This is a genomic window from Dactylosporangium sp. NPDC048998 (assembly GCF_043197855.1).
Lineage (GTDB): Bacteria > Actinomycetota > Actinomycetes > Mycobacteriales > Micromonosporaceae > Dactylosporangium.
The window spans coordinates 1-26,246 of the sequence record NZ_JBICTV010000018.1 but is presented as its reverse complement, the minus strand read 5'-3'; the positions used below and the strand labels follow the sequence as shown (position 1 = coordinate 26,246).

At 72.4% G+C, this 26,246-nt stretch carries 25 protein-coding genes; 15 read left to right on the top strand and 10 right to left on the bottom strand.

The window, feature by feature from the left end; translation table 11 throughout:
• Positions 1-79: 79 nt before the first annotated feature.
• The 3 genes from ACGFI8_RS31195 to ACGFI8_RS31185 form a co-directional block, all read right to left on the bottom strand.
• Entirely contained in the window at positions 80-1,336 is a 1,257-nt protein-coding gene (locus tag ACGFI8_RS31195; protein ID WP_392810361.1) for a M48 family metallopeptidase, read from the bottom strand.
• 9 nt (positions 1,337-1,345) lie between these two features.
• Entirely contained in the window at positions 1,346-1,582 is a 237-nt protein-coding gene (locus ACGFI8_RS31190) for a hypothetical protein (protein WP_392810360.1), read from the bottom strand.
• 82 nt (positions 1,583-1,664) lie between these two features.
• Entirely contained in the window at positions 1,665-3,041 is a 1,377-nt protein-coding gene (locus tag ACGFI8_RS31185) for an NYN domain-containing protein (RefSeq protein WP_392810359.1), read from the bottom strand.
• A gap of 128 nt (positions 3,042-3,169) precedes the next feature.
• Between ACGFI8_RS31185 and ACGFI8_RS31180 the strand changes: the two genes are divergently transcribed.
• The 7 genes from ACGFI8_RS31180 (at position 3,170) to ACGFI8_RS31150 (ending at position 12,445) form a co-directional block, all read left to right on the top strand.
• Positions 3,170-4,114: a GAF domain-containing protein gene (locus tag ACGFI8_RS31180; RefSeq protein ID WP_392810358.1), complete on the top strand. Its 945-nt coding sequence runs from the start codon at positions 3,170-3,172 to the stop codon at positions 4,112-4,114.
• 35 nt (positions 4,115-4,149) lie between these two features.
• Positions 4,150-5,883 (top strand): DEDD exonuclease domain-containing protein, encoded by a 1,734-nt coding sequence (locus tag ACGFI8_RS31175; RefSeq protein WP_392810357.1) that lies wholly within the window; start codon positions 4,150-4,152, stop codon positions 5,881-5,883.
• 1,921 nt (positions 5,884-7,804) lie between these two features.
• A complete protein-coding gene (locus ACGFI8_RS31170) occupies positions 7,805-9,595 on the top strand; it encodes a RelA/SpoT family protein (protein ID WP_392810485.1) in 1,791 nt (596 codons plus the stop codon).
• 18 nt (positions 9,596-9,613) lie between these two features.
• The gene (locus tag ACGFI8_RS31165; protein WP_392810356.1) at positions 9,614-10,132 is read left to right on the top strand and encodes an NUDIX hydrolase; all 519 of its coding nucleotides are present in this window, start codon (positions 9,614-9,616) and stop codon (positions 10,130-10,132) included.
• Positions 10,129-10,956, top strand: coding sequence for an NDP-sugar synthase (locus tag ACGFI8_RS31160; protein WP_392810355.1), 828 nt, complete (start codon positions 10,129-10,131; stop codon positions 10,954-10,956). The genes ACGFI8_RS31165 and ACGFI8_RS31160 overlap by 4 nt, the downstream gene beginning before the upstream one ends.
• 37 nt (positions 10,957-10,993) lie before the next feature.
• Entirely contained in the window at positions 10,994-11,281 is a 288-nt protein-coding gene (locus ACGFI8_RS31155; RefSeq protein ID WP_392810354.1) for an Lrp/AsnC family transcriptional regulator, read from the top strand.
• A gap of 147 nt (positions 11,282-11,428) precedes the next feature.
• A complete protein-coding gene (locus ACGFI8_RS31150) occupies positions 11,429-12,445 on the top strand; it encodes an aspartate-semialdehyde dehydrogenase (RefSeq protein WP_392810353.1) in 1,017 nt (338 codons plus the stop codon).
• Positions 12,446-12,488: 43 nt separating this feature from the next.
• On the opposite strand, the gene ACGFI8_RS31145 is transcribed toward ACGFI8_RS31150, so the two are convergent.
• Positions 12,489-14,390 carry a S9 family peptidase gene (locus ACGFI8_RS31145; protein WP_392810352.1) on the bottom strand — a complete coding sequence of 634 codons (1,902 nt, stop codon included), beginning with the start codon at positions 14,388-14,390 and terminating at the stop codon, positions 12,489-12,491.
• A gap of 66 nt (positions 14,391-14,456) precedes the next feature.
• On the opposite strand from ACGFI8_RS31145, the gene ACGFI8_RS31140 reads away from it, so the two are divergent.
• Complete coding sequence (locus ACGFI8_RS31140; RefSeq protein ID WP_392810351.1) at positions 14,457-15,287, top strand: alpha/beta fold hydrolase; 831 nt, start codon at positions 14,457-14,459, stop codon at positions 15,285-15,287.
• Positions 15,288-15,363: 76 nt separating this feature from the next.
• Here the strand turns inward: ACGFI8_RS31140 and ACGFI8_RS31135 are convergent, their stop codons facing one another.
• From ACGFI8_RS31135 to ACGFI8_RS31120, 4 genes are all read right to left on the bottom strand, one after another.
• Positions 15,364-16,998, bottom strand: coding sequence for a cytochrome bc complex cytochrome b subunit (locus tag ACGFI8_RS31135; RefSeq protein ID WP_392810350.1), 1,635 nt, complete (start codon positions 16,996-16,998; stop codon positions 15,364-15,366).
• Complete coding sequence (locus ACGFI8_RS31130; protein WP_392810349.1) at positions 16,995-18,104, bottom strand: Rieske 2Fe-2S domain-containing protein; 1,110 nt, start codon at positions 18,102-18,104, stop codon at positions 16,995-16,997. Before ACGFI8_RS31130 ends, ACGFI8_RS31135 begins: the two co-directional genes overlap by 4 nt.
• A complete protein-coding gene (locus ACGFI8_RS31125; protein WP_392810348.1) occupies positions 18,101-18,967 on the bottom strand; it encodes a c-type cytochrome in 867 nt (288 codons plus the stop codon). The genes ACGFI8_RS31130 and ACGFI8_RS31125 overlap by 4 nt, the downstream gene beginning before the upstream one ends.
• A gap of 90 nt (positions 18,968-19,057) precedes the next feature.
• A complete protein-coding gene (locus tag ACGFI8_RS31120; RefSeq protein ID WP_392810347.1) occupies positions 19,058-19,657 on the bottom strand; it encodes a heme-copper oxidase subunit III in 600 nt (199 codons plus the stop codon).
• A 125-nt stretch (positions 19,658-19,782) separates the two neighbouring features.
• Between ACGFI8_RS31120 and ACGFI8_RS31115 the strand changes: the two genes are divergently transcribed.
• The 5 genes from ACGFI8_RS31115 to ACGFI8_RS31095 all read left to right on the top strand — a co-directional run bounded on the left by ACGFI8_RS31115 (position 19,783) and on the right by ACGFI8_RS31095 (position 23,301).
• On the top strand, positions 19,783-20,751 hold the full coding sequence (locus tag ACGFI8_RS31115; RefSeq protein WP_392810346.1) for a cytochrome c oxidase assembly protein: 969 nt from the start codon (positions 19,783-19,785) through the stop codon (positions 20,749-20,751).
• On the top strand, positions 20,748-21,143 hold the full coding sequence (locus ACGFI8_RS31110) for a hypothetical protein (protein WP_392810345.1): 396 nt from the start codon (positions 20,748-20,750) through the stop codon (positions 21,141-21,143). Before ACGFI8_RS31115 ends, ACGFI8_RS31110 begins: the two co-directional genes overlap by 4 nt.
• Before the next feature lie 24 nt (positions 21,144-21,167).
• On the top strand, positions 21,168-22,214 hold the full coding sequence (gene trpD / locus ACGFI8_RS31105) for an anthranilate phosphoribosyltransferase (protein ID WP_392810344.1): 1,047 nt from the start codon (positions 21,168-21,170) through the stop codon (positions 22,212-22,214).
• A 72-nt stretch (positions 22,215-22,286) separates the two neighbouring features.
• Complete coding sequence (locus ACGFI8_RS31100; RefSeq protein ID WP_392810343.1) at positions 22,287-22,964, top strand: hypothetical protein; 678 nt, start codon at positions 22,287-22,289, stop codon at positions 22,962-22,964.
• A 142-nt stretch (positions 22,965-23,106) separates the two neighbouring features.
• Positions 23,107-23,301, top strand: a complete 195-nt coding sequence (locus tag ACGFI8_RS31095) for a hypothetical protein (protein WP_392810342.1) — start codon at positions 23,107-23,109, stop codon at positions 23,299-23,301.
• A gap of 85 nt (positions 23,302-23,386) precedes the next feature.
• On the opposite strand, the gene ACGFI8_RS31090 is transcribed toward ACGFI8_RS31095, so the two are convergent.
• Both ACGFI8_RS31090 and coxB read right to left on the bottom strand, forming a co-directional pair.
• Positions 23,387-23,830: a cytochrome c oxidase subunit 4 gene (locus ACGFI8_RS31090; protein WP_392810341.1), complete on the bottom strand. Its 444-nt coding sequence runs from the start codon at positions 23,828-23,830 to the stop codon at positions 23,387-23,389.
• Positions 23,831-23,843: 13 nt separating this feature from the next.
• A complete protein-coding gene (coxB, locus tag ACGFI8_RS31085; RefSeq protein WP_392810340.1) occupies positions 23,844-24,722 on the bottom strand; it encodes a cytochrome c oxidase subunit II in 879 nt (292 codons plus the stop codon).
• Positions 24,723-24,812: 90 nt separating this feature from the next.
• On the opposite strand from coxB, the gene ACGFI8_RS31080 reads away from it, so the two are divergent.
• The gene (locus tag ACGFI8_RS31080; protein ID WP_392810339.1) at positions 24,813-25,952 is read left to right on the top strand and encodes a cysteine desulfurase family protein; all 1,140 of its coding nucleotides are present in this window, start codon (positions 24,813-24,815) and stop codon (positions 25,950-25,952) included.
• Positions 25,949-26,155, top strand: coding sequence for a sulfurtransferase TusA family protein (locus ACGFI8_RS31075; RefSeq protein ID WP_392810338.1), 207 nt, complete (start codon positions 25,949-25,951; stop codon positions 26,153-26,155). The genes ACGFI8_RS31080 and ACGFI8_RS31075 overlap by 4 nt, the downstream gene beginning before the upstream one ends.
• Positions 26,156-26,246 lie beyond the last annotated feature (91 nt).

Below are 26,246 nucleotides of genomic sequence, written 5' to 3'. Positions count from 1 at the left end.
GGCACGGCGCGGCGCGGCGCGGCACAGCACGGCGCGGGCGGCGCAGCGAGCACGGCGCGGCGCGGGCGGCGCGGTGGGGTTAGCGGTGGGCGCGGGCCCAGGCGCGGGCGGCGGCCATGCGTTCCACGGCTGTCGGGTGGGAGCCGAACAGGAACTGTTCCACCGGGTTGGGGTCCGGGTCGCCCAGGTTGACCAGGGCGAGGCGGCCCTGCATGGCCTCGAACTCGGCCGGGTCGCGCGTCAGCTGCAGCGCGTGTTCGTCGGCGCGGGCCTCGACGCGGCGGGAGACCAGGGACTGCACCGGGCCCGCGAAGAGGCCGGCGACCGTAGCCACGGCCAGGAGCAGGGCTATGGCGCGGGGCTCGGCTATCGAGTCGACGCGGGCCAGGCGGAGCAGGGCGGACCACGAGCCCAGCAGGTAGAGCGCGCAGACCGCGGCGGCCGCGCCCAGGGCGCCGAGCAGGGTGCCGGTCAGCACGTCGCCGTCCTTGGCGTGGCCCAGCTCGTGGGCGACGACGGCCTCCACCTCGGCTGGCGGGGCCTTCTCGAGCAGGGTGTCGTAGACGACGATGCGACGTGTCGGGCCCAGGCCCGACACGTAGGCGTTGACGGACCTCGTGCGCCGGGACGCGTCGGCGATGAGCACGTCGCGGACCGGCACGCCGTCGCGGGCGGCCATCTCCATCAGGCGGGTGCGCTGCTCGCCCGCGGGCATCGGGGTGAACTTGTTGAAGACCGGCTCCACCAGCACCGGGAAGACGAAGCTGAGCAGGATGGCGAGCGCCGCGGCGCCGGCCGCGGCCCACGCCCACCACCAGCGGGGGGCGAAGTGGGTGATGGCGAAGAAGCCGACGAGGACGATGGCGCCGATGACGGCCCCGACGGCGTAGCCCTTCAGCAGGTCGACGGTCCAGCCGCCCCAGCCCTGGGTGGACAGCCCGTAGTGACGCAGGATGGACTGCCGCCACGCCGCCAGCGGCAGGACGACGATCTCGCCGACGAGGGTGACGGCGAATCCGCCGAGCAGGGCCCTGGCCAGCCAGTGGCCGCCGAACGGCCGGCCGGCCTGCTCGACGATCCACGAGCCGGCCGGGGTCAGGCCCAGCAGCAGCGCGACCACCAGGCCTATGGCCAGGGACAGGTAGGTGCCGGGGCGCAGCGCGGCGTGGAAGGCGCGCCCCTGGGCGACGGCGTCGCGCGGCAGCGAGTCGAGCGCGGCGATCTGGTCGGCCCGCGGCGCGGGCGGCGCCGCCCACGGCACCCGCAGCAGCGCGACGACGGCCGCCGCGACGATCAGCGCGACGAGCGTGATCACGGCCCAGAAGCGAGGGGTCATCGCGTCAGCCTATGCGGCGCGCCCGCGACGGCGCCGGGGTGCGGGGACAGGGGTGACGGGCACGGTCTCGAAGTGGGTGGGCTCCAGCACGGTGACCTCGAACCCGGCCAGCTCGAAGATCTCGATGGCGCGCACTTCCTCGGCGCCGAGTTGATGAAACGCCGGTGGGGTGTCGAGCAGCAGGGTCACCACGCAACCGCTGCAGGCGGTGCCGCGCACCGAGCAGCTTTCGCAGTCGACGAGCATCGCTCCTCCAATACCGATCCATCGGTGAACCCGATAGCACGAACGGTAACGGTGGGGTACGACAAAAATGGGAAACCCCAGGTCAGGAGCGTGACAGGCGGCGCAGCAGCGTGTCGGAGGACAGCGGGTACGCCCCGTGGCGGCGCACCCCGTCGATGACCTCCTTGTCGGAGGAGATCACCACGATCGGGCGGCCCGCCGGCTCGGCACGCACCAGGCGGCGGATGAGCTCGTCGGCGGTCTCGCCCTTCTTGGAGAACAGCACGCGTACCCCGCGCGGGGCCGGCGGCAGCCCGTGCACCCGTTCGGCGCCGTCGAAGACGACCGTGACCTCGGCCCGCGTCTGCGCCACCAGCCCGCCCACGCCGGCGATCAGCCGGTTGCGCTGCTGCTCGAGCGAGATCTCCGCGTAACCCTTCTTGGTCACGTTGTAGCCGTCCACGATCATGTGCGCCTTGGGCAGGCTCAGCAGCTGGTCGAGGCGGGCCGGGTCGTCGGCGTCCAGCGCACGGGCCGAGCCGGCGCCGGAGGCGTTCTCGGGCCGGTCGGCGGCGGTGTCGGCGACGAAGTCGGCGGGGAGCTTGTCGGTGGGGTCGAGGGCCAGCTCGCGGCGCAGCCCGACGGCGGCCTGACCGATGGTCTCCAGCAGCAGCCACAGCCGCGCGTCGTCGACGGCCCGGGCGTCCTTGGCGCTCTGCCGCTGCGCGCCCGCGGCGGTCTCGGCCTCGGCCAGCTTGGCCCGCAGCCGGCGCAGCTCGGCGTCGTGGTCGGCGGTGGACCGCGCGGCCCGGCCCTTCTCGGCCGCGAGCATGTCGGTGGCCTTGCGCTCCTTGGCCTGCGACTCGCGCAGCGCCTTGCCCAGCGAGCGGACCTCCTCGCGCAGGCCGGCGGCCTCGTCGCGCAGGCGGGCCAGCTCGTCGCGCAGCTTGTCGGCCTCGACGCGGGCCACGGCCCGGTCGTGCTCGGCCCGGGCGAGGCGCTGCTCCACGTCGCGGAAGCGCTCGGAGGCGATGGCGCCCTCGGCCTCGGCGCGCAGGGTCTCCGTGGCGTCGGTGACCAACACCCGCCAGCCGTCGGGGCGGGCGAGGTAGGCCAGCGCCGCGACCTCGACCGGGTCGGCGGCGGCCGGCGCGGCGCCCTCCAGGACGGCGGCGCCCAGGTCACCGGCCTCGTTGACGACCCGGGTGGCGAGCCGCTGGCGCAGGAGCGGATCGCCGGAGAGCTGCATCGCGATCACGGGCCCGCCCAGGCGCGCGCGGCGGTTCGGGGCGAACTTCGCCACCCGCCGCAGCGGCATGGGCAGCTCCTCCAGCGGCAGGCCGGTCATGGCGCCCGCGGCCAGGGAGATCACCCTTTGCCGGACCACCTCGGGCAGGATCGGCTCCTGGTCGTCGGCCGTCTGCGCAGCCTCAACCGACACCTCGGCCTCGAGGTCGTCGGGAGCGTCGTGCGCAGACATCACTCCAGTGTCGCATTGTCGACCACATTCACCCGGGATGGTGCCCAGGAGCGCCGCCTTACCTCCAAAGACTAAAAGCTGACATATCCTTATTTCACCTGATTGGGTGTACGGCTCGGGAGGCGGGGATGGCGACACCGGTGCCCCGGAACGAGGCGGAACGGCTCTCCGCCCTGCACGCGATGGCCGTCCTGGACACGCCGCCCGAGGCCGATTTCGACGACATTGTCCGGATCGCCAGCGAGATCTGCGGCGCGCCGATCTCGCTGGTCACGCTCGTCGACGCCGAGCGGCAGTGGTTCAAGGCCAAGACCGGCGACCTCGACGCCGACGAGACGCCGCGCGAGGTGGCGTTCTGCGCCCACGCGATCATGGGCCGCGACCTGATGGTCGTGCCCGACGCCTCCGCCGACGCGCGCTTCGCCGACAACCCCTTCGTGCGCGCCGACGACGGCATCCGCTTCTACGCCGGCGCGCCGCTGCTGACCACCGGCGGTGCCGCGCTCGGCACGCTCTGCGTGGTCGACCACGCCCCGCACCGGCTCAACCTCGACCAGATGCGCGCGCTGCGGGCCCTGGCGCGGCACGTGACAGAGCTACTGGAGCTGCGCCGGCTGGTGACCGACGAGCCGGAGCCGCCGAAGGGGCCGCGCTCGGTGGACCTGTCGTACCTGACCGAGTGCCGCGTCCAGGAGCTGCGCGGGATCGCCGACGCCCGCAACATCGCGATCACGCTGGGCCTCACCGACCCGGCCTTCGTGCTCGCGGACCCGGCCGAGCTCTCCCGTGCTCTCGACTACGTGATCTTCAGCGCGCTGAAGATCACCCCGTCCGGCGGGCGGGTCGCGGCGCGGGTCCTGGGCACGCCGGTGCCCACGATCGAGATCGGCCACTCCGGCGGCAGCATCCGGCCCGAGTGGCACGCCGACCTCGCCGGGCTCCGGGAGGCCGACGAGCCGGTACCGCGGGCGGTCGCCGGCATCCTGCGCGCCCACGGCGCCACCGTCATGGACACGTCGGCGATCATCGGCTCGCCCGACGTGCGCTTCGAGCTGCGCTTCCCCCCGCACTGAGTTTTTTTGTCACACCCTGGCCGTAGTGTGCGGCCGTGCCCGACTACCACCAGGAAACGCTCGACGCGCTGTTCGACGATCCGCGCGCCGCGACGCTCTTCTCGACCACGTTCGTCGTGGTCGACCTGGAGACGACCGGCGGCGCGCCCGACGGCGGCGGCATCACCGAGATCGGCGCGGTCAAGGTCCGCGGCGGCGAGGTCCTGGGAGAGTTCGGCACGCTGGTCAACCCCGAAGAGCGGCTCCCGGCGTTCATCACGGTGCTCACCGGCATCACCGAGATGATGCTGCTCGAGGCGCCGAAGCTCGACACGGTGCTGCCCAGTTTCCTCGAGTTCGCCAAGGGCGCCGTCTGGGTCGCGCACAACGCGCCCTACGACACCGGGTTTCTGAAGGCGGCCTGCGCCCGGCACGGCTACCCGTGGCCCAAGCCGATCGTGCTCGACACCGCCGCCATCGCCCGGCGCGCGCTCATCGCCGACGAGGTGCCCAACCACAAGCTGTCGACCCTGGCCCGGCACTTCCGGGCGGCGACCCAGCCGATCCACCGCGCGCTCGACGACGCGCGCGCCACGGTGGACGTGCTGCACGGCCTGTTCGCCCGGCTCGGCAGCCTCAAGGTGCACACCGTCGGCGACACGATCGAGTTCGTCAAGGCGGTCAGCCCGGCCCAGCGGCGCAAGCGGCACCTCGCCGAGGGGCTGCCCGACGCCCCGGGGGTCTACGTGTTCCGGGGGCACAAGGACCGGCCGCTGTACATCGGGACGAGTTCCTCGATCGCGACCAGGGTGCGCAGCTACTTCACCGCCGCGGAGAAGCGCGCCCGCATCGACGAGATGCTCAACGCCGCCGAGCGGGTCGAGGCGATCCCGTGCTCGCACTCGCTGGAGGCCGAGGTCCGCGAGCTGCGGCTGATCGCGGCGCACAAGCCGCCGTACAACCGCCGCTCGAAGTTCCCCGAGCGCGTGCTGTGGCTCAAGCTGACCGCCGAGGCCTATCCGCGCCTGTCCGTGGTGCGCGAGCTGCACGCCGACGGCGCCGCCTACCTCGGGCCGTTCGGCTCGCGGCGCGGCGCGGAGCTCGCCGCGGCCGGCGTCTACGACGCGCTGCCGATCCGGCAGTGCACCCACAAGCTGTCGCCGCGCACGCCCACGCCGGCGTGCGCGCTGGCCGAGCTCGGCCGCTGCCCGGCACCGTGCGAGCACCGGATCTCCGCCGAGGACTACGAGGCGGCGGCCGCGGCCCCGTTCCGCGCGGCGACCACCGGGGACCCGAGCCCGGTCGTGCGCGGGCTGATGGCCCGGATCGAGACGCTCGCCGCCGCGGAGCGCTACGAGGACGCCGCGGCGATCCGGGGGCGGCTGATCGTGTTCCTGCGCACCGCGATCCGGATGCAGCGCCTCGCGTCGCTGTCCGCGCTGCCCGAGCTGGTCGCCGCCCGCCCGGCCGCGGCCGGGGGGTGGGAGATCGCGGTGGTGCGGCACGGGCGGCTCGCCGCTGCGGGCGTTTCACCCCCGAGGGTGCATCCACAGCCGACAGTGGATGTGGTGTTGGCCACAGCGGAGACCGTGGTGCCCGGCCCGGGCCCGACGCCGCGCGCCACGCCGGAGGAGACCGAACGGATCCTCGCGTGGCTCGAGCGGCCCGAGACCCGCCTGGTCAAGACCGATGTGGGCTGGTCATACCCGGCCATCGGCGCCGCCCGGTGGCGGCCGTTCCTGGCCCGTGCGGAGGCCGCGGCCACGGTTCAGAATGATCTGGATGGGTAGGCACATCGGACGATCGCACATACTCAAATGACCGATCGGATGCGCGAGAGGAAACTAGGCTGGAACCTACCCAAACCTAGGCCCGCCCGGCCCGTCGGTGAGGAGGTGCCGCATGGAGCCCGGTCTGCAGTCCGGCGCGCCCTTCAGCGCGGGTCCCTCCACGGCGTCAAGCCCGGCGCCTGAGGGCCACGGCCCCAGCCCGCAGCACGGCCAAAACGCCCAGCATGGACCAAACGCCCAGCTCGGTCCCGGCCAGCAGCACGGACCAAGCTCACAGCATGGCCAAAGCCAGCAGCACGGCCCCAGCGCACAGCATGGTCACGTTGTGCCCGGCGTGCTGAACGGCCCCGATCTGCTCGGCGGCCCGGATGTCTCTGACGCTCCCCACCCTTCGAGTGGTGCGGATCTACGGCCGGAATCGGGCGATGAGCTCGATCCCGATGTTCACAGTCCCAACGCTTACGGACCGCGTTCGGGCCCGAACGCGACGCACAGCGAGTACATGTTGGACCCAGCGGCGTCAGACGGCAACCCCACGCAGTTTCCAAATTTTCGTGTCGGCCCGGCCCCGGCGTTCGCCTCCCCCGCGACCAGCCACGATGCCCAGCTCCTCGACGGGACGGACGCGGCCCTCGGCCCGCTGACGATCCGGGTCGAGCCCCTGGGGACCGGCGGATTCGCAACCAGTCCCCCGGGAAGCACGACTCCCCCGGGAAGCACGACCGCGTTCGGCGCCGGTGGTTTCGGGGCGATCGGCGCCGCGGGGAGTCCGGGCACGCCCACGGGAGCCGGCGAGACCGGGGGCGACCGGCTCCGGGCCGGCGAGATGTTCCTCGGCCCCAAGGGCCTGCCGACCGCGGCCATCAACGCCCCGGAGTCGCCGGCGCGCCGGCGCCCGCTGGCCCCGCCGGGCCCCGCGGACCGCACGCCGGCTGACCAGGACCGCCGAGCCGAGCGGGCCACGGGCGAGCGGGCCACGGACGAGCGCGGCCACCAGCACGACAGGGCGCTCAACGACCGCGCACCACAGCCCGAGCAGGCGCCCACGGACCACACCGCGAACGACCAGGCACCCGCAGACCGCGCCGCAACCGACCGCGACGCCCCCGACCGTGCCATGAACGACAGGGCACCCGCGGACCGCGGCCCGAACGACCGGGCACCGAACGACCGGGCACCGGCGGACCGCGGCCCGAACGACCGGGCATCGGGTGACCGCGCACCGAACGAGCACGCGACGAACGAGCACGGATCGCGCCCCGACCGAGTACGGCGGACGGAAGCGTCCCGGACCGAGGCGGCACGCGGTGCGAACGGTGGCGCGGACCGGCCCGCCGACGAGCGGTCCGCGACGCGCCGGGGGTCAGACTGGCCCGCCAACGACCGCGCGATCGAGACACGGACGCGCCCGAGCGGCGACGACGGCGCGCCGGGCGCGGGCGACCGGGGAGACGCGGCGCCGCCGGGCCAGGCGGACGCGGCCAACCACGAGCGCACAGCCACCAACGAGCGCACAGCCGCCAACGAACACGCGGTCATCAACGAACACGCGGCCACCAACGAGCGCCAGGCAGAGCCCAACGACAAGCCCCGCAACACGCACCAGAGCAAGCAGCAGCAACCGCACGACCGCGGCGCGCGGACCACCGCCCGCCGCGACGAGCCCGGCCGTGAAGCGACCGGCCCGGGCGGACAACCCCGGCAGGCCGCGCAGCCCAAGCAGTCCGCGCAGATCAAGCATCCCGCGCAGACCGAGCAGCCTGAGCAGACCGGCCCGGGTGCCAAGAAGCAGGGCGCGCTGCCGCGGCCCAAGGCGCGCGAGCCGCAGCTCGACGACCGGTACGCGGCGCCCCGGCAGAAGCTCACCGCGCCCCCCACCGACGACTCGCCCGAGGTGCCCCCGCCGCCGACCTACTCCGCGCTGGTGGGCGCGGCGGTACCAGGCGACCCGACGTCGACGTACACGGCCATCATCGGCTCGCGGCTGCGCGCCATGTTCCCGTGGCAGTCCAGCGACGACCCGATGGCGCCGATCCTGCGGGCGCACCGGCAGATCCACGCCTCGGCGGACATCGCGCTGCTGCGCCGGGCGTATGTGACCGCCGAGCAGATGCACCGCGGGCAGATGCGCAAGAGCGGCGAGCCGTTCATCACGCACCCGCTCGAGGTCACCGAGATCCTGGCCGACCTCGGCATGGACACCACGACGCTGGTCGCGTCGCTGCTGCACGACACCGTCGAGGACACCGACTACACCCTCGGCGCGCTGGAGCGGGACTTCGGCGGCGAGGTCGCGCTGCTGGTCGACGGCGTGACGAAGTTCGACAAGATGTTCTACGGCGCCGACGCCGAGGCCGAGACGATCCGCAAGATGATCGTCGCCGCCGGGCGCGACGTGCGGGTGCTGGTCATCAAGCTCGCCGACCGGCTGCACAACATGCGCACGATCGACGCGCGGTCGGTGAAGAGCCGGGTGCGCATCGCCACCGCCACCCGTGAGGTGCTGATCCCGCTGTGCGAGCGGCTCGGCATCCAGGCGCTCAAGCGGGAGCTCGAGGACTGGGTGCTGCGCGCGGTCTCCCCGAGCGGCTACGCGGTCGTCGCCGACTACGTGCAGCAGCGGGTCGGCTGGGACGGGTACCTCGACAAGGTCACCTCGGCCGTGGGCACCGACCTGAAGAAGTTCGGCATCGACGCCACGGTGTCGCCCAGGCCCCGGCACCTGTACTCGATCTGGAAGGACACCGTCGACGGCAACTACGCCGAGCCGCACGACCTGCCGCGCATGGTGATCGTCGTCGACGGGCCCGAGACCGACTGCTACGCCGCGCTCGGCGCCGTGCACGGCAAGTGGCGCCCGGTGCCCGGGCGGTTCAAGGACTTCATCGCCACGCCGAAGAACAACAACTACAAGTCGCTGCACACGACGGTTCTCGGGCCGGAGGGGCGCTCGCTCGAGGTGCTCATCCGTACCGTCGAGATGCACCAGGCGGCGGAGTACGGCATCGTGGCGAACTTCCGCTACCCCACCACCGCCGCCCGGTTCGGCCCGGCGACCAAGGCCGAGCAGCTCGACTGGCTGCGCCGGCTGCTGGACTGGGAGGCCGCGGCGTCCGACCCGGCGCAGTTCATCGCGTCGCTGCGCTGCGACCTCGCCGAGGACCAGATCCTGGTGCTGACGGCCGGCGGCGGGCGGCCGGTGCTGCTGCCCTCGGACGCGACGCCGGTCGACCTGGCGTACATCCTCGGCGCCAACGTCGGCAACCGATGTATCGGCGCCCGGGTCAACGGCCGCCTGACCGCCGTGTCGTCGCCGCTCGCCGACGGCGACACCGTCGAGATCATCACCCGCGCCGGGCAGCGCGACGAGTTCGACTTCGACGCCGACGCGCCGGCGCGCGGCCCGTCCCCGGAATGGCTCGACTTCGTCCGGACGCCCCACGCCCGGCTGCACATCAGCCGCTGGTTCGAGGCGCACGAGGCGCCCGCCATCACCGTCGCCAACAAGGTCCGGCTGGGCCGCCTCGCGATCGGCCTCGCGCTGCGCCAGCAGGGCCGCGGCCTGGCCAGCGACCTGCCGCTGGTGCGCCTCGCGCCGCGGCTGGGCTACCCCGACCTGGAGACGCTGCTCGTCGCCGTCGCCGACCACGCCCGCACCGCGGACGAGGTCGTGGCCGAGTTGATCGCCCTGGTCGACCACTCCCCGCGGTAGCTCACTAGCCTTAGCCGGATGACCGACTTCCGTGGTCGCGTGCGCGGGCTGGCCTACAGCACGTTCTACCGGCTGCCGGCCCGCTGGCGGCGGCGCATCGTGCGGGCGTACCAGCCGACGTACACGATCGGCGCCGTCGCGATCGTCCGCGACCCGCAGCTGAACCGGATCCTCCTGCTACGCCAGCCGCCAGGCGCGGGCTGGTCGCTCCCGGCCGGCCTGATGGACCGCGGCGAGACCCCGGTCCAGTGCGCGGCCCGCGAGCTCGGCGAGGAGACCGGCGTCAAGGTGCCGCCCGAGCGGCTGCGCCCCGCCACGCCCAACGCGATCGTGCACACCCGCGGCCGCTGGGTCGACGTGGTGTTCGAGACCGAGGTCGAGCCGGGCGTCGAGCTCGTCGTCGACGCCGCCGAGGTGCTCGAGGCCGCCTGGCACCGGCTGGACAACCTGCCGCCGCTGACGGTGTCCACGTCGAAGCTGCTCGCCCACTACGGCATCGGCCCCTACCAGGACTACCCCGAGGTCCGCGAGGCGTGAACGCGGACGTCTGCGCCGTCGTGCTCGCGGCCGGCGAGGGGCGCCGCCTGCGGCCGCTCACCGAGCACCTGCCGAAGGCGCTGTGCCCGGTCGGCAACGTGGCGCTGCTGGACCGCGCCCTGGCCCGCGTGCGGGCGCTCGGCTTCGACCGGCCGCACAGCGTCGCCGTGAACGCCTGCTACCTCGGCCACCTGGTCGTCGAGCACGTCGGCGACCGCGCGCACCTCTCCGTGGAGCCGGGCGACCCCCTCGGTACCGCGGGCGGGCTCGGCCTGCTGCGGGACTGGATCGGCGGGCGGGGCGTGCTCGTCGGCAACGCCGACGCCTACCTGGCCTCGGACGAGGAGCCGGGGGCCGACATCGCCGCCCTGCTCGACGGGTGGGACGGGCACGAGGCGCGGCTGCTCGGCGTGCCCGGGCCGCCGGACGAGTTCGGCACCCACCGCTTCGCCGGCTTCTCGCTGCTGCCGTGGGACCTGGTCGCAGCCCTGGAGCCGGAGCCATCCGATCTGGTGCGCCTGGCCTGGCGCCCCGCCGAGCGCCAGGGCCGGCTGCGCGTGGTGGAGTACCCGGGCAGCTATGTGGACACCGGTACTCCGGCGGACTACCTGCAGGCAAACCTGCATGCGGCGGGCGGTGGCAGCCTCGTGGCGCCGGACGCCGAGGTCGTCGGGGCGCTCGACCGGGCCGTGGTCGGTTCGGGCGCCGTCGTGGCCGGGTCGGTCACCCGCGGGGTGGTGTGGCCGGGCGGTGTCGTGGCGGCGGGCGAGGCGCTCGCCGACGGGATCCGGGTCGGCCGGGGGCTGACCGTCGCCGCGCATTAGCATGACGGGTGCCCACCTGTTGGAAGGAGCACCGCCGGTGATCACCGCGATCGTCCTCATCGACTGCGCCACCGACTCGATCCCGGAGGTGGCCGAGAGCATCGCCAACCTCGACGGCGTCAGCGAGGTGTATTCCGTCGCCGGCAACACCGACCTGATCGCGATGGTGCGGGTGCGGCAGTTCGAGGAGATCGCCGAGGTGATCGCCAACCGGATCTCGAAGGTGCCCGGCGTGGTGGAGACCGACACGCACATCGCGTTCCAGGCGTACTCCCGCCACGACCTGGAAGAGGCTTTCGCGATCGGCCTCCCCGACGCCGACTAAATCCCGCGGTTTTTCCTCCGCGCGGCGAGAAGGCGTGCAGCAAGGGCTCGGCGGGGCCGCAAGAAGGGGCCGTTTGCCCTGGTTGCGGCGCCGGGAGTGTGGCAAATCGCATCGAGTGCGCGGTCCGCACCCGGTACCCTCGCGGCCATGAGGATCGGCATCGTAGGGGCCACCGGGCAGGTCGGCAGCGTCATGCGCCACATCCTGGCCGAACGGCGGTTCCCGGTAGACGAGTTGCGACTGTTCGCGTCCGCCCGCTCAGCCGGGCGGCCCATCGACTGGCAGGACACGCAGGTCACGGTGGAGGACGCGGCGACCGCGGACTACGCCGGGCTCGACATCGTGCTGTTCTCGGCCGGCAAGGGCACGTCGAAGGAGCTCGCCCCGAAGGTGGCCGCCGCCGGGGCCGTCGTGATCGACAACTCCTCCGCGTGGCGGATGGACCCGGACGTGCCGCTGGTCGTCGCCGAGGTCAACCCGCACGCCGCGGCACACCGGCCGAAGGGGATCATCGCCAACCCCAACTGCACCACGATGGCCGCGATGCCGGTCGTGCGCCCGCTGCACGACGAGGCCGAGCTGGTCGCCATGGTGGCCGCCACCTACCAGGCCGTCTCCGGCGCCGGGCTGGCCGGCGTCGCCGAACTCGACGAGCAGGTGCGCAAGGTCGCCGACGGCGCTGCCGCGCTCGCCTTCGACGGCTCGGCGGTCGAGTTCCCGGAGCCGAAGCAGTTCGCCCGCCCGATCGCGTTCAACGTGCTGCCGCTGGCCGGCTCGATCGTCGACGACGGCTCCTTCGAGACCGACGAGGAGCAGAAGCTACGCAACGAGAGCCGGAAGATCCTCGAGATCCCCGGGCTCAAGGTGTCCGGCACCTGCGTGCGCGTGCCCGTCTTCACCGGCCACTCGCTGCAGCTCAACCTGCGCTTCGCCCGCCCGATCGGCGTCGAGCGCGCCACCGAGCTGCTGGCCGCCGCGCCCGGCGTGGTGCTCAGCGACATCCCGACGCCGCTGCAGGCGGCGGGCGCCGACCCGTCGTACGTCGGGCGCATCCGCGTCGACGAGACCGTCGACAACGGCCTGGCGCTGTTCGTCGCCAACGACAACCTGCGCAAGGGTGCGGCGCTCAACGCGGTGCAGATCGCCGAGCTGCTGGCCGCCTGAAAACACGGCACGGCCGAAAGGTGGGGCGGCGCCGCCCCACCTTTCACATGTGGCGGTCGAACCAGTCGAGGATCGCCTCGAAGCGCTGCACCCGGTGCCGCGGCCGCCCGGTGCGGGACAGTTCGTGCCCCTCGCCCGGGAACAGCAGCAGCTCGGCCGGCGCCCCGCGGCGCCGCAGCGCCACAAACAGCCGGTACGCCTGCTCGACCGGGCAACGCCAATCCTGCTCCGAGTGGATGATCAGCATCGGGGCGGTGATCCGGTCGGCGTACGTCAGCGGGCTCTGCCGGGCGAAGTCGTCCACGTACAGCGAGTCGGCGAAGTACCAGCCGATGTCCGACGTGCCCGCGAAGCTGTCGATGCTGTTGACCGCGCGCTCCGACACCGCGGCGCGGAACCGGTCGCCGTGGTGGGCGGCCAGCCACGTGGTCATGAAGCCGCCGTGCGAGCCGCCGAGCACGCCGACGCGGCGCTCGTCGAGATCCGGGGCCTTCAGCGCGGCGTCGAGCAGGGCCAGCAGGTCGACCGCGCTCACCTCGCCGACGTTGCCCCGGATCGCCCTGCCGTGCTCCACGCCGTAGCCGGAGGAGCCGCGTGGGTTGCCGAAGACGACCGCGTAGCCGCCGCCGGCATAGACTTGGGCCTCGTCGAAGAGCCGCCAGCCGTACTGCGTGTAGGGCCCTCCGTGGATCATGAGCAGGACGGGGTGCGGGCCCTCCCCGGCGGGCCGGACGACCCAGCCGTGCACCGGGTAGCCGTCGGGCGCGGTCGCGGTGATCTCGACCTGCTCGAGCGCCTCGACGCCCTCGCTGAAACTCGTGAGCCGCCGCTCGCCGGCGTAGAGCTCGCCCCAGTCGGCCGGCCCAGCGATGGTGCTGACCAGCACGCCCCCGGCCCAGGCGAAGCCGGCGACCTGCCGCTCGCCGTCCACCACGACGGTGTGCGGCCCGCCGTCGAAGGGCACAAGCAGCAGTTGTACCGCGCCGCGCCGCTCGTCGGCGAAGAGCACCCCGTCCGGGGTGACGTCGAGGTCGCCGCCCGGCATCGCGAGATGGTGCTCGGCCGGGTCGAGCAGCGGCCGCGCCGCACCGCCGACGAACGGCACCGACCACAGCGACTGGTTGCGCAGCACCGGGTCGACCCGTCGCGCTCCGGCCGGCGTGCCGGCGAACACGACCGCGTCGCCGTCCGGGGTGAAGCGCGGCAGGCTCGGCACGAACGTGGCGTCGGTCAGCGCGCGCAGCCCGGTGCCGTCGGGGCGCACCACACAGACGTCGGCGGCCCGGTCCGCGGCCCAGCCCTCGTGACGCGCGGAGACGAACGTCAGCCACTGGCCGTCCGGGCTCCAGCGGGGGTCGTCGTGGTCGTGCTCGCCCCGGGTGATCTGCGTGATCTGGGTGACCTCGCCGTCGAGCGCGGCCACGAACAGGTGCGCCGGGCGGTCGCGCAGGAAGCCGACGCCGTCGAGGCGGTTGGACAGTTCCGTGATCCGGCGCGGGGGCTCGCCGTCGGGGCCGATGGGCTCCCCGTCGTCGGTGTGGCCGGTGCCGTAGCGCTGCTCCTGCGGTACACGAGCGGAAAATGCGAGCCGGGCGGAGTCCGGCGACCAGTCGGGCGCGCCCACGCCCAGCGGCTCGTCCGTCAGCGCCCGCCCGTCTCCCCCGCCGACCGGCAGCACCCACAGCTGGGGCTTCGCGCCCTTGCCGGCGCGGCGCAGGAAGGCGATCCAGCGCCCGTCCGGGGAGTAGCGGGGCGCGCTGTCGTGCCATCCCCGGGTCAGTCGCACCGCGGGGCGTGAGCCGTCGGTCGGCACGAGCCACAACTGCGAGGTGTACGCGTCGGTGGCGAGGTCGGGCCGGGAGACCGCGACGACGGCGATGGCGCCGTCCGGGCTCACGGTGGGCGCCCCGGGCGTGCGCATTCGCGGCAGATCGACTGGCTTCACGTTCTGCACCGTAACCGCGGCCACCCTCCTTACCCGCGGGTAACCTCCTAGCCCTACCCTACGGACATGGATCCGACGCTGGAGACGGTGGAACGCGGGACGGACCGGATCGCCCTGCAGGTGTACGCGGCGCCCGGGGACGCGCCGACGCTCGCGGTGCTCTGGCCGGCGATGGGGGTGCCGGCCCGCTACTACCGCGCGTTCGCCGCCGACCTGGCCGCCGCGGGTATGGCCGTGGTTGTCGCCGACCTGCGCGGCACCGGGGCGAGCACGCCGCCGCCGTCACGGGCCTCGGGGTATGGCCTGGCCGACCTGGCCGCCGACGTGGACGCCGTGCTGACCCACCTCAAGCCGTGCCGTGCCGGGCGCCGCACGATCCTCGTCGGGCACTCCCTCGGCGGCCAGGCGTGCGCGCTGCACCTCGCCGCGGAGCCCGGCTCCGACGTGGCCGGGCTGGCGCTGCTGGCGGTCGGCGTGCCGTACTGGCGCCGGTACCCGGCGGGCCGCCGCCTCCCGGTGCTGCTGCAGACCCAGACGCTCGGCACGGCCGCCGCGCTGCTGCGCGTGTGGCCGGGCTGGGGCTTCGGCGGTCGCCAGGCGCGCGGGGTGATCCGGGACTGGGCGCACACCGCGCGCACGGGCCGCTACCCGGCGATGCAGGGCGCGGACCTGGAGTCCGCCCTGGCGAGGGTGACAACCCCGGTGCTCGCCGTCGACATGGCCGGCGACGCGTACACGCCGCCCGGCACGGTCTCCCAGCTGCTGGAGAAGCTCTCCGCCGCCCCGGTGACCCGCGAGGACTACGCGCCGGGCCCGCCGATCGACCACTTCCGCTGGGCGAAGGAGGGCACCGCCCTGGCCCGCCGCGTGGCCGACTGGGCCGCGTCCCTGCCGTAAGCGCCTCGCCAAGGCTTGCCAACGCCGAACGGCCCCCGGCGCGGTGCCGGGGGCCGTTCGACGTCGTGCGGTGGGCTCAGTGCCCCGAGGTGATCTCTTCGCGGTCGACCTCGGTGACCTGGCGCGGCACCGGCTTCTCGGCCGGGGCCGCCTTCTCGATCGGGTAGAAGAAGCCCTTCACCGTCGGGGCCAGGGCGCCGATGCGGTTCATCTTCTTCGGCACGACCCAGCCCGCGTAGTCCAGCGCGTGGTGCCCGTCGCCCTCCACGGCGTGGCCGTCCGGCGCCGGCAACGGCTGGTGGACCTCGATGAACCGGCCGTCCGGCATGCGCCGGATGATGCCGGTCTCGACGCCGTGCGCCAGCACCTCGCGGTCGTGCTGCTGCAGGCCCAGCGCGATGCGGTAGGCGCAGTAGTACGCCAGCGGCGGCAGGACCAGGATGCCGATGCGGCCCGCCCAGGTCATCGCGTTGAGGCTGATGTGGAACTTGTCCGCCACCACGTCGTTGCCGCCGGAGATCAGCAGCACCACGTAGAACGCGATCGCCATGGCACCCAGCGCGGTGCGCAGCGGGTTGTCCCGCGGGCGCTCGAGCAGGTTGTGCACGGCCTTGTCCTTGGTGAACCGCGCCTCGATGAACGGATAGAAGATCGGCAGCATCGTCAGGATGCCGGGCAGCACCACCGTCGGCCAGAAGATCGGCGGGATGGTGTAGCCGTCGCCCCAGCCGAACAGGCCGAAGCGGATCTCCCAGGCCGGGAAGAGACGCGTCGAGCCGTCGAGGAACATGACGTACCAGTCGGGCTGGCTCGCCGCCGAGACGACCGCGGCCTTGTACGGGCCGAACAGCCAGATCGGGTTGATCTGGAAGAGGCCGGCCAGCGCGGCGATCATGCCGAACACGATCATGAAGAAGCCGCCGGCCTTGGCCGCGAAGCCCGGGAACATCCGCACGCCGACCACGTTCTCGTTGGTGCGGCCGGGGCCGGGCCACTGGGTGTGCTTCTGCTTCACCAGCAGGCCCATGTGGACGCTGATGAGCGCGAGCAGCGCGCCGGGGACCAGCAGGACGTGCACGATGTACAGCCGGTCGAGGATGACCTCGCCCGGGAACTCGCCGCCGAACAGCGAGGTGGTCACCCAGGTGCCGACGATCGGGATCGACAGCATGATGGCGCTCGCGATGCGCAGGCCGGTGCCGGACAGCGCGTCGTCGGGCAGCGAGTAACCGCCGAAGCCCTCCAGGAAGCCCATCCAGAACAGCAGCACGCCGACGATCCAGTTGGCCTCGCGCGGCTTGCGGAACGCGCCGGTGAAGAACACCCGGAACATGTGGACCACGATCGCGGCCATGAACAGCAGCGCCGCCCAGTGGTGCATCTGCCGCATGAAGAGGCCGCCGCGCACGTCGAACGTCAGGTGCAGCGCGGTGTTGTACGCCTGCGACATCTCCACGCCGCGCAGCGGGGCGTAGCTGCCGTCGTACACCGTCTCGCGCATCGACGGGTCGAAGAACAGCGCGAGGAAGATGCCGCTGAGCAGCAGCACGATGAACGAGTAGAGGGCGATCTCACCCAGCAGGAACGACCAGTGGTCGGGGAAGACCTTGTTCAGCAGCCGCCGCAGCGGCGTCGCCGCTTGGAAGCGCTCGTCGAGCGCCTCGGCGGACTTGGCCGGCAGGGCCCGGACGTCGATCTTGCGCCGTTTCATGGCCGCTCCCAGAAGGCCGGTCCGACCGCAATCTTGTAGTCGGACACCGCAACGAAGTATCCCTCATCGTCAACCGTGATCGGCAGCTGCGGAAGCGCCCGGCTCGCGGGGCCGAAGACCGGCCGCGCGTTGTCGGTGATCTGGAACTGCGACTGGTGACAGGGGCACAGCAGGCGGTTGGTCTGCTGCTCGTACAGGCTGGCCGGGCAGCCCGCGTGGGTGCAGATCTTCGAGTACGCGACGTAGTTCTGCCACTGCGAGCCGACGTTGATCGGCTTGGCGTTCTTCTGCGTGAGCAGCGCGTCGTCCTCACGCAGGTGGATCAGCAGGGTGGGCGAGTCGGCGTACTTGTTGGTCGCACCGCCCGGGATGCCGGGGAAGACGGTGATCTGGCCGCCGACGCTGATGTCGGCCGGGCGGATCGGGGTGCCGTCCTCGTGGGTGAGGCGGACCGGCTTGCCGTCGTTCTTCTTCGGGTCCCACCCGGTGGTGAAGAACACGTTTTCGCCGTTCTGGGTCGGCGCCTTGATGAGCGAGCCGACCAGCACCGCGCCGGCGGCCGCGCCCAGCGGAGCGGCGCCGGCCAGGAACGCCAGGCCGACGAAGCGGCGCCGCTTGAGGCCCAGCTCGTCGCCCATGTTGACGATGGTGGCCGCGGTGAGCCGCTGCTCGGTGCGGTCCGACGGCCCGTCGTGGCGCGACTGGACCGAGACCTCCTCGGGCAGGAGCTTCTTCGACCACGTGATGATGCCCAGGCCCAGGGTCAGCAGCGCGAGGCCGAGCGTCGCGCCGAGCACCGGGGTGTAGTACGGGTACAGCCTCTGGTAGGTCTCGTCGCCGTGGCCGTAGTGCCACGGCCACGCGATGTAGGCGACCACGAACGCGGTGCCCATGAGGCCGGTGAGCAGGAACAGCAGCGCGAGGACGCGCTCGATGCGCTTCTCGGCCTTGGTGCCCGGGACCGGGAACCGCGGCGCGTAGTGCACGATCTCGACGCCGTCGCGGCGCGCGCCCTCCTTGACGAGGTCGAACCGGGTGAGGCTGGGGTCGCTCGCGTCGAACGGCTCCTCAGCGGCGTGACCCTCAGCAGCGGTGTGGGTGGTCATGACTTCCCTGCAATCCACAGCGTGGCGAACACGAGCGCCGCGATCCCGATGAGGAAGATGACGAGCCCCTCGGGGACCGGGCCGTAGCGGCCGATGTTCCAGCCACCGGGGTCTGTCTGCGAGTTCTTGTTGAGGTTCTGGATGTAGGCGATGATCGCGGCCTTGTCTTCCGGGCTCAGCTGGTTGTTGCCGAACACCGGCATGTTCTGCGGGCCGGTCAGCATGGCGCCGTAGATGTCGCGGTTGGTGGAGTGCTGCAGCGTCGGGGCGTACTTGCCGGAGGACAGCGCGCCGCCGCCGGTGGAGAACGCGTGGCAGGACGAGCAGTTGACCCGGTACAGCTCGCCGCCGTGCGCGAGGGTCTTCGGGTCCGACTGGGCCTTCTTCACGTCCGCGTCGAGGCTCGACGCACTCGGCAGCTGCGGGCCGCCGCCCAGCTCCTGGATGTACGCGCCGATGTCGGCGGCGTCGGCCGGGCTGAGCGCCGGTGCCTTGCGCTCCGCCTGCGCCTCCTGGCGGGCCAGCGGCATGCGACCGGTGTTGACCTGGAACTCGACCGCGGCGGACCCGACGCCGATCAGGCTGGGGCCGCGGTCCTGCACGCCCTGCGCATTGGTGCCGTGGCAGGTGATGCAGCTGGTCTCGTACAGCTCCTTGCCGTGCTTCGCCTGCTCCGAAAGCGCCGGTGTCTCCTCGGCGCGGCCGACGCCGGGGGCGTATGCGCTGTAGAGGCCGCCGACCAGCGTGAGCGCGGCGATCAGGCGCACGGCCGCCGACAACCGCCGGCGAAGCTTGCCCCGGGCCGCGCGCGCACCACCCGGCACCAGCCGGGCAAGCGGCCGCCTGCTCTGCTCAGAAGTCATGGCCTCACCTTTGTCGTCATCACCTATGTGCCGTCTCGGGGTAGTGGTCCTGGAGGAGTGGTCCGGAGCGTGACGCGCGGCCCGAGCCTGCTACTGCAGGAAGTAGATCATCGCGAACAGCGCGATCCAGACCACGTCGACGAAGTGCCAGTAGTAGGACACGACGATCGCCGCGGTCGCCTGGGCCGGGGTGAAGCGGCCCATCGTCGTGCGGATCAGATAGATGATGAAGGCGATGAGGCCGCCGGTGACGTGCAGGCCGTGGAACCCGGTGGTCAGGTAGAACATCGAGCCGTAACCGTCGCCGTTGATCTTGATGCCCTCGCCGACCAGGTTGCGGTACTCGTTCACCTGCCCGAGCACGAAGGTCAGGCCCATGATGAACGTCAGGGCGAACCAGCGCCGCAGCCCGTGCACGTCACCGCGCTCGGCGCGGAACACGCCGATCTGGCAGGTGATGGACGAGAGCACGAGGATGATCGTGAACGTCAGGGCATAGGGGATGTTCAGCACCTCGGTGTGCTTCTCCCAGAGCTCCGGCGCGGCGGCGCGGATGGAGAAGTACATCGCGAACAGCGCCGCGAAGAACATCAGTTCGCTGGAGAGCCACACGATCGTCCCGACACTGACCATGTTGGGCCTGGTCAGTGAGTGGATCTGGCTCTTGGCAATCGCTGGGGCCGCAGTCACGACGTCATTATTGCCCCCGATCATCGCCAGGTTTGCGCGGGGTCCACCAGACACGGACTATTCGTGCGACGGCATAGTCTGGGTCCGTGTTCCACGCACTCGAATCCGCAGGTGAACCCGGTCCAGTGTCGGCCGCGACGCTGTTCGGCTCGTTCCACGTGTCGTGGCTGACGCTCGTGCTGCTCGCCGCCGCGGGGCTCTACCTGGCCGGCGTGGTGAAGCTGCGCCGGCGCGGCGACCACTGGCCCGTCGCGCGCACGGTGTTGTTCCTGGTCCCCGGCCTGGGCGCGATCGCCGCGGTCACCATGAGCGGGATCGAGGAGTACGACACCGCGCTGCTGTCGGTGCACATGATCCAGCACATGATCCTGTCGATGATCGCGCCGATCTTCCTGGCCCTGGGCGCGCCGGTGACGCTCGCGCTGCGCACGCTGCCCACCGGCGGGCGCAAGGTGCTGCTGGCCGTCGTGCACTCGCGCCCGGCGCGGATCCTGGCGTTTCCCCTGGTGGCGTTCGGCTTCTTCGTGGTGACGCCGTTCATACTCTATTTCACCGGCCTCTACGGCCTGACCATGCGCCACGAGTGGATCCACGAGCTCACGCACGCGCACTTCATCGCGGTGGGCTGCCTGTTCTTCTGGCCGCTGATCGGCCTCGACCCGCTGCCCGGGCGGTGGCCCTACCCGGCCCGCGCGCTGCTGATGTTCCTGTCCACGCCGTTCCACACCGTGCTCGGGCTGACCATCATGCAGAGCAAGACGCTGCTCGGCGGGGACTGGTACCCGTCGCTGCACCTGAGCTGGACCGACCCCGCCGCCGACCAGGTCGTCGCGGGCGGGATCCTCTGGGCCGGCGGCGAGTTCGTCTCGGTGACGATGCTGGCGGTGCTGGTGGTGCAGTGGATGCGCCAGTCGGACCGGGAGGCCCGGCGGACGGACCGCCAGCTGGACCGCGAGGAGCGGCTGCGGCGCGAGGAGGCGGAATGGACCGCCCGCACCGGAATCCTCATAACGCCCGACGGCGGCGAAACGCCGATTCGGAAGGACGGTACGATCCCGGAGGCAGACGCCACACAAGGAGCAGCACGCACATGAGCGAGCACATTGTCCTGCTGTACAGCGACGACGCCGAGGTCCGCGACCGCATGCGGCTGGCCATCGGCACCCGTCCGGCGGCCGACCTGACGGTGAGATTCGTCGACGCCTCGACCTACGCCGAGGTCGTCAAGCTCGTCGACGACACCGACGTCGACCTGCTGGTGCTCGACGGCGAGGCCACCCCCGGCGGCGGGCTGGGCATCGCCCGGCAGCTCAAGGACGAGATCGTCGACGCGCCCCCGGTCGTGCTCGCCATCGCCCGCGCCGCGGACCGCTGGCTGGCGTCCTACGCCCGCGTCGAGGGCACGATCATGTACCCCCTCGACCCCGTCACCACCGGCGAGACCGTCTCCGCCCTGCTCCGCGCATACCCCGCCATTCGCCGGTAAGTCAGGACACCTCTGGAGGCCATCATGGGCGACCGCACCTGGCCGACGCTGCTCACCGCCCTGCTGCGCGGGGAGGACCTGTCCACCGAGGACACGGGCTGGGCGATGCGCGAGATCTTCTCCGGATCGGCCACGCCCGTACAGACGGCCGCGTTCGTCATCGCGCTACGCGCCAAGGGCGAGACGCCGGCCGAGGTCGCCGGGTGCGCCGACATGATGCTGGCCCAGGCGATCCGCGTGCCGATCTCCGACGAGCTGCGCGACGCCGCCGTCGACATCGTCGGCACCGGCGGTGACCGGGCCAACACCGTGAACATCTCGACCATGGCCGCGGTGGTCACGGCGGCCGCCGGCGTCCCCGTGGTCAAGCACGGCAACCGGGCCGCCTCCTCCTCCACCGGCGCCGCCGACCTGCTCGAGCGGCTCGGGGTCACCATCGACCTGGGCCCGGAGGACGTCGCCCGCAGCGTGGCCGAGGTGGGCATCGCCTTCTGCTTCGCCGCGCGGTTCCACGCCGGCATGCGCCACGCCGGCGGCCCGCGCCGCGAGATGGGCGTGCCGACGGTGTTCAACTTCCTCGGCCCGCTGACCAACCCGGCCCAGCCCACCGCGGCCACCATCGGCTGCTTCGACCTGCGCATGGCGCCGGTCGTGGCCGCCGTGATGGCCGGCCGGGGCTACTCGGCGCTGGTGGTGCGCGGCGAGGACGGCCTGGACGAGTTCACCACCGCCGCGCCGACCCGGGTGTGGGCGGCGACCGGCAACGCGGTCACCGAGACCGTCGTCGACAGCGCCGACCTGGGCCTGGCCCGCTCGGCGCCGGGCGACCTGCGCGGCGGCGACCCCGAGCACAACGCCGACGTCGCGCGGCGGATGTTCGCCGGTGAGGGCGGGCCGGTGCGCGACGCGGTGCTGCTCAATGCGGCCGCCGCGATCGCCGCGCGGGAAGGGCTGGTCCTGCAGGACCTGCACGGGCAGCTCAAGGCCGGCATCGAGCGCGCGGCCGCGGCCGTGGACTCGGGCGCCGCGACGGCCCTGGTCGAGCGCTGGGCCGCGTTCAAGCCCGCATGACGCGGTACAAAGCCACCGTTCTTCGGCAAACCGCCGCATAACCGACGGGCGGCGAGTGGCGTTGGTCCAGCCATGGCCGGACTGCCGCGGAACAACTCCAAGAAGGCGCTGGTCTCCGCCGTCGTGGCCGGCGCGCTGACGGTCGGCTTCGCCGGCATGATGGTGAAGTCCTGCGACGCGCCGGTACAACAGCGGGCGGAGCCGGTCAACCAGGCGCTGGAGATGGTCGACTCGCTCGCGTCCCGGCTCGTGCTCGGCCTCGACTCCGACGCGACGCTGCCGTACGCCACCCCGTCCGGGGCGGTCGTGACCGTGTCGCAGTCGGCGCCGCGCCGGGCGTACCGCAGCGCCGGCGTGACGTACATCTCGACCCCGGACGGCACCTTCCTGTGCGTCACCGGCCCGTCCCCGTCGCCCACCAAGGGGCGCAAGCCCACCGCGCCGGCGAAGTCGCCCGAGCCGCCCGTGACGTGCCAGGAGGACCCGGGGGCGGACACCATGTCCCCCACCGAGGCCAAGGCCATCAGCGTGGCGTTCGGGGGCGAGTTCATGGCCCCCGAGGCGGCCGTGGGGCGCCTCGCGAGCATCGCGCAGGGGGAGGGCGTGCGCGCCGGAGCCTCCAAGCGCGGCGACGCGCAGTGCGTGTCGGTCACCGCGACCGGATCCGCACCGAGATCGCGTGCGTCAACCCCGCCGGGCTGCTCGCCTACTTCCAGGGCACCTCGGACGCGGGCCGGACGACGGAGCTGATCCTGCAGTACACCAGCCCCAGCGTGAGCGACGAGGCCTTCCAGCCGCCGAAGGCCACCGCCAAGAAGTGATCACCGAAATGTGACCCGACACGCGGGCCCGGGTCCGCGGCGGCGTGGCTCGGCGATGGCACGGTGGCGGCATGGAGCTGCACTGCGACACCTGCGCCCGGGTGCGGATCTTCGAGCAACCGGCCTGCGCCGACCACCCCCGGGCGAGCTGCCCCGACTGGGCCTGCACGGCCTGCGGCGCGGCGATCGTGATCACCCCGGTGATCCTGCTCATGGACCGGCGCCCGCGGGTGCTGCTGCGCCGGACGGCGCGCCGGGCCGCCTGAACCTCCGTCCAGCCACCGCAAGTGCCGCTCGGGCGGCCGGGCATGAAAAAGGGGCCCGCGAGGGGCCCCTTTTAGCAGGACGAGCTCAGTGCTCGGCGCCGCGCCGGCTGCCGGTGTAGTACTCGAACATCAGCCCGCACGTCGCGACCAGCACCGAGATCAGGCCGGTCGCGACCAGCCACCACTGGTCGAACGCGAGACCCAGGCTCGCGATCATCGCCGAGAGCGCCAGGCCGAACGGCCAGTAGCTGCCCGGGCTGAAGAAGCCCAGGTCGCCCGCACCCTCGGCGATTTCCGCGTCGCTGCGGTCCTCCGGGCGCGGCTCGATGCGCCGCGAGATGATCCACAGCGCGAGGCCGATCATCGTCAGCAGCAGGCCGGACAGGATCAGCGCCACGACGCCGATCCACTCGATGCCGCGGTGCCCGCTCTGCTCGGGCGACGCCGCGTTGGTCCACCAGGCGTACAGGCCGGCCATGCCGAACAGGAACAGCGCCAGCACGAAGAAGAGACGGTTCTCTGACTTCATCGCCGTTCGCCTCTCAGCTCGAGGACCGCTTGGTGCGGTCGGTGTCGAACGGGTGGGTCGTCGTCGCGTAGCCCTGGTTCGGGAAGCCCAGCGTGGCGAGCGCCTCGGGGGTGCTCTTGCCCGCCGTACGCAGCGCCAGGTACTGCGAGTACTGCTCCGCCGTCACGACCCGCATCTCGAAGTTCATCATCGAGTGATACGTGCCGCACAGCTCGGCGCAGCGGCCCACGTAGGCGCCCGTGGCGTCGTCCTTGAGCTTGATCTCGAACTTGTTCTCCAGGCCGGGGATGACGTCCCGCTTGAACAGGATGTCCGGCACCCAGAACGAGTGGATGACGTCCCTCGAGATCTCGTGGAACTGGACCGTCTTGCCCGCGGGCAGCACCAGGACCGGGATGTAGTCGCTCGAGCCGACGGTGGTGATCGCGTTGCCGTCGGGGCCCTTGGTGTCCGTGTAGACGAACTGCCAGTTCCACTTGGAGGCGATCACCTCGACGGTGACGTCCGGGTTCTTCGAGAGCCGGTCGACGTCGGTCTGGATGACGGCGGTGTAGAAGAACAGCACGGCGATGACCACGAACGGCGCCACCGTGTAGAGGATCTCGAACGGCATGTTGTAGCGCGTCTGCGGCGGCAGCTCCTCGCCCCGCTTCCGGTAGCGCACCACGCACCAGAAGATCAGGCCCCACACGAACACGCCGACCGCGAGCGCCGCGACGACCGACCCGATCCACAGGTTGTACATCCGGTCGCCCTGCACGGTGACGCTCTTCGGCCAGCCGAAGCCGTTAAACGTGTCCCCGACGGAGCAACCGGCGAGCAGGGTCGTCACCCCGACGGCCGAGACGGCGAGCCCGATGGCGCGCGCGGGGCTCAAACCTCTTGAGACCACCTGCTCCTGCCTCCTTAGCAGCGCCGGGGAAGCCATCTTGAAGTAGCTTCGCGCGGCAAGCCTCACCAACGCTGGCGAGCGTACTCGACCATGCGCGGTCCGCCCGGCTTGGGGTCGCCGTGTCCGGGTCGCGATAGCGTTGCGGGGGTGGGTGTCTACTTCGATTCGGCCACCGCCGCTCCCCCGCATCCCGTTGCGCGCCAAGCGTTTCTGGCCGCCGCCGAGGACGGCTGGGCCGACCCGGGCCGGCTCTACACACCCTCACGGCGGGCCCGGCAACTGCTCGACGCGGCCCGCGAGTCGGCCGCCGGGGTGCTCGGGGTGCGCCCCGACGAGCTGCACTTCACCGCCGGCGGGACCGACGCGGTCCGGCGCGCCGTGGCCGGCGTGCGCCGCTCCCGCGACCGCCGGGTCGTGGTGCACACCGCGGTCGAGCACTCCTCGGTCATCAAGGCCGCCGGGGACGACGCCGTGTCCGTGCCGGTGTCGCGCACCGGCGTCGTGGACCTGGCCGCGCTGGAATCCGCGCTGGGTTCGCCGGAAGTGGCCCTGGCCGCGGTACAGAGCGCGAATCATGAGGTGGGGACGGTGCAGCCGGTCGCCCGGGCGGCCGCGCTGTGCGCCGCGGCCGGGGCGCCGCTGCTGGTCGACGCCGCCCAGTCGATCGGCCGCGCGCCGCTGCCCGTGGGCTGGTCGCTGCTGGCCGGCAGCGCCCGCAAGTGGGGCGGCCCGGCCGGTGTCGGCCTGCTCGCAGTCCGCAAGGGCACCCGGTGGGAGTCGCCCTGGGACGAGGGCGCCGCGGACGTGCCCGCGGTGGTCGCCGCCGCGGCTTCGCTGCGGGCCGTCGCCGAGGAGGCACATGCCGAGTCGGTACGCCAACGAGCCCTCGTCGACGAGATCCGCCGCACGGTGGCCGCGACCGTGCCCGACGTGGAGATCGTCGGCGAGCCGGACGAGCGACTTCCACACATCGTGACGTTCTCGTGCCTCTACGTCGACGGAGAGGCGCTGCTGCACGCCCTCGACCGCGCCGGGTTCGCGGTCTCCTCCGGCTCGGCGTGCACGTCGGACACCCTGCACCCGTCGCACGTGCTGGCCGCGATGGGCGTGCTCACCCACGGTAACGTGCGGGTCTCGCTCCACAGTGGAGTCGCCGATGACGACGTCCGCCGCTTCCTCGCCGTGCTTCCGGGCCTGGTCGCCGAGGTCAGGGCGGAGGTGGGACTGTGAGCCTGGTCGTCGACGCGCTGGGGAAGCGGTGCCCGCTGCCGGTGATCATGCTGGCCAAGCTCGCCGCGACCCAGGAGCCCGGCACCGAGATCGCCGTGCTGGCCGATGACCCGGCCGCGGCCGTCGACATCCCCGCGTGGTGCCGCATGCGCGGCCACACGTTCCTGGCCACCGAGGGCGACCGCCACACGGTGCGCCTCTAGATGATTGATGCCTTGAAGATCCCGGCCTGTGTCGTTGCCAGGTAGATGGGGTGAGGGTGTCCAAGATCGGCGTTGCTGACCCATCGCCGAA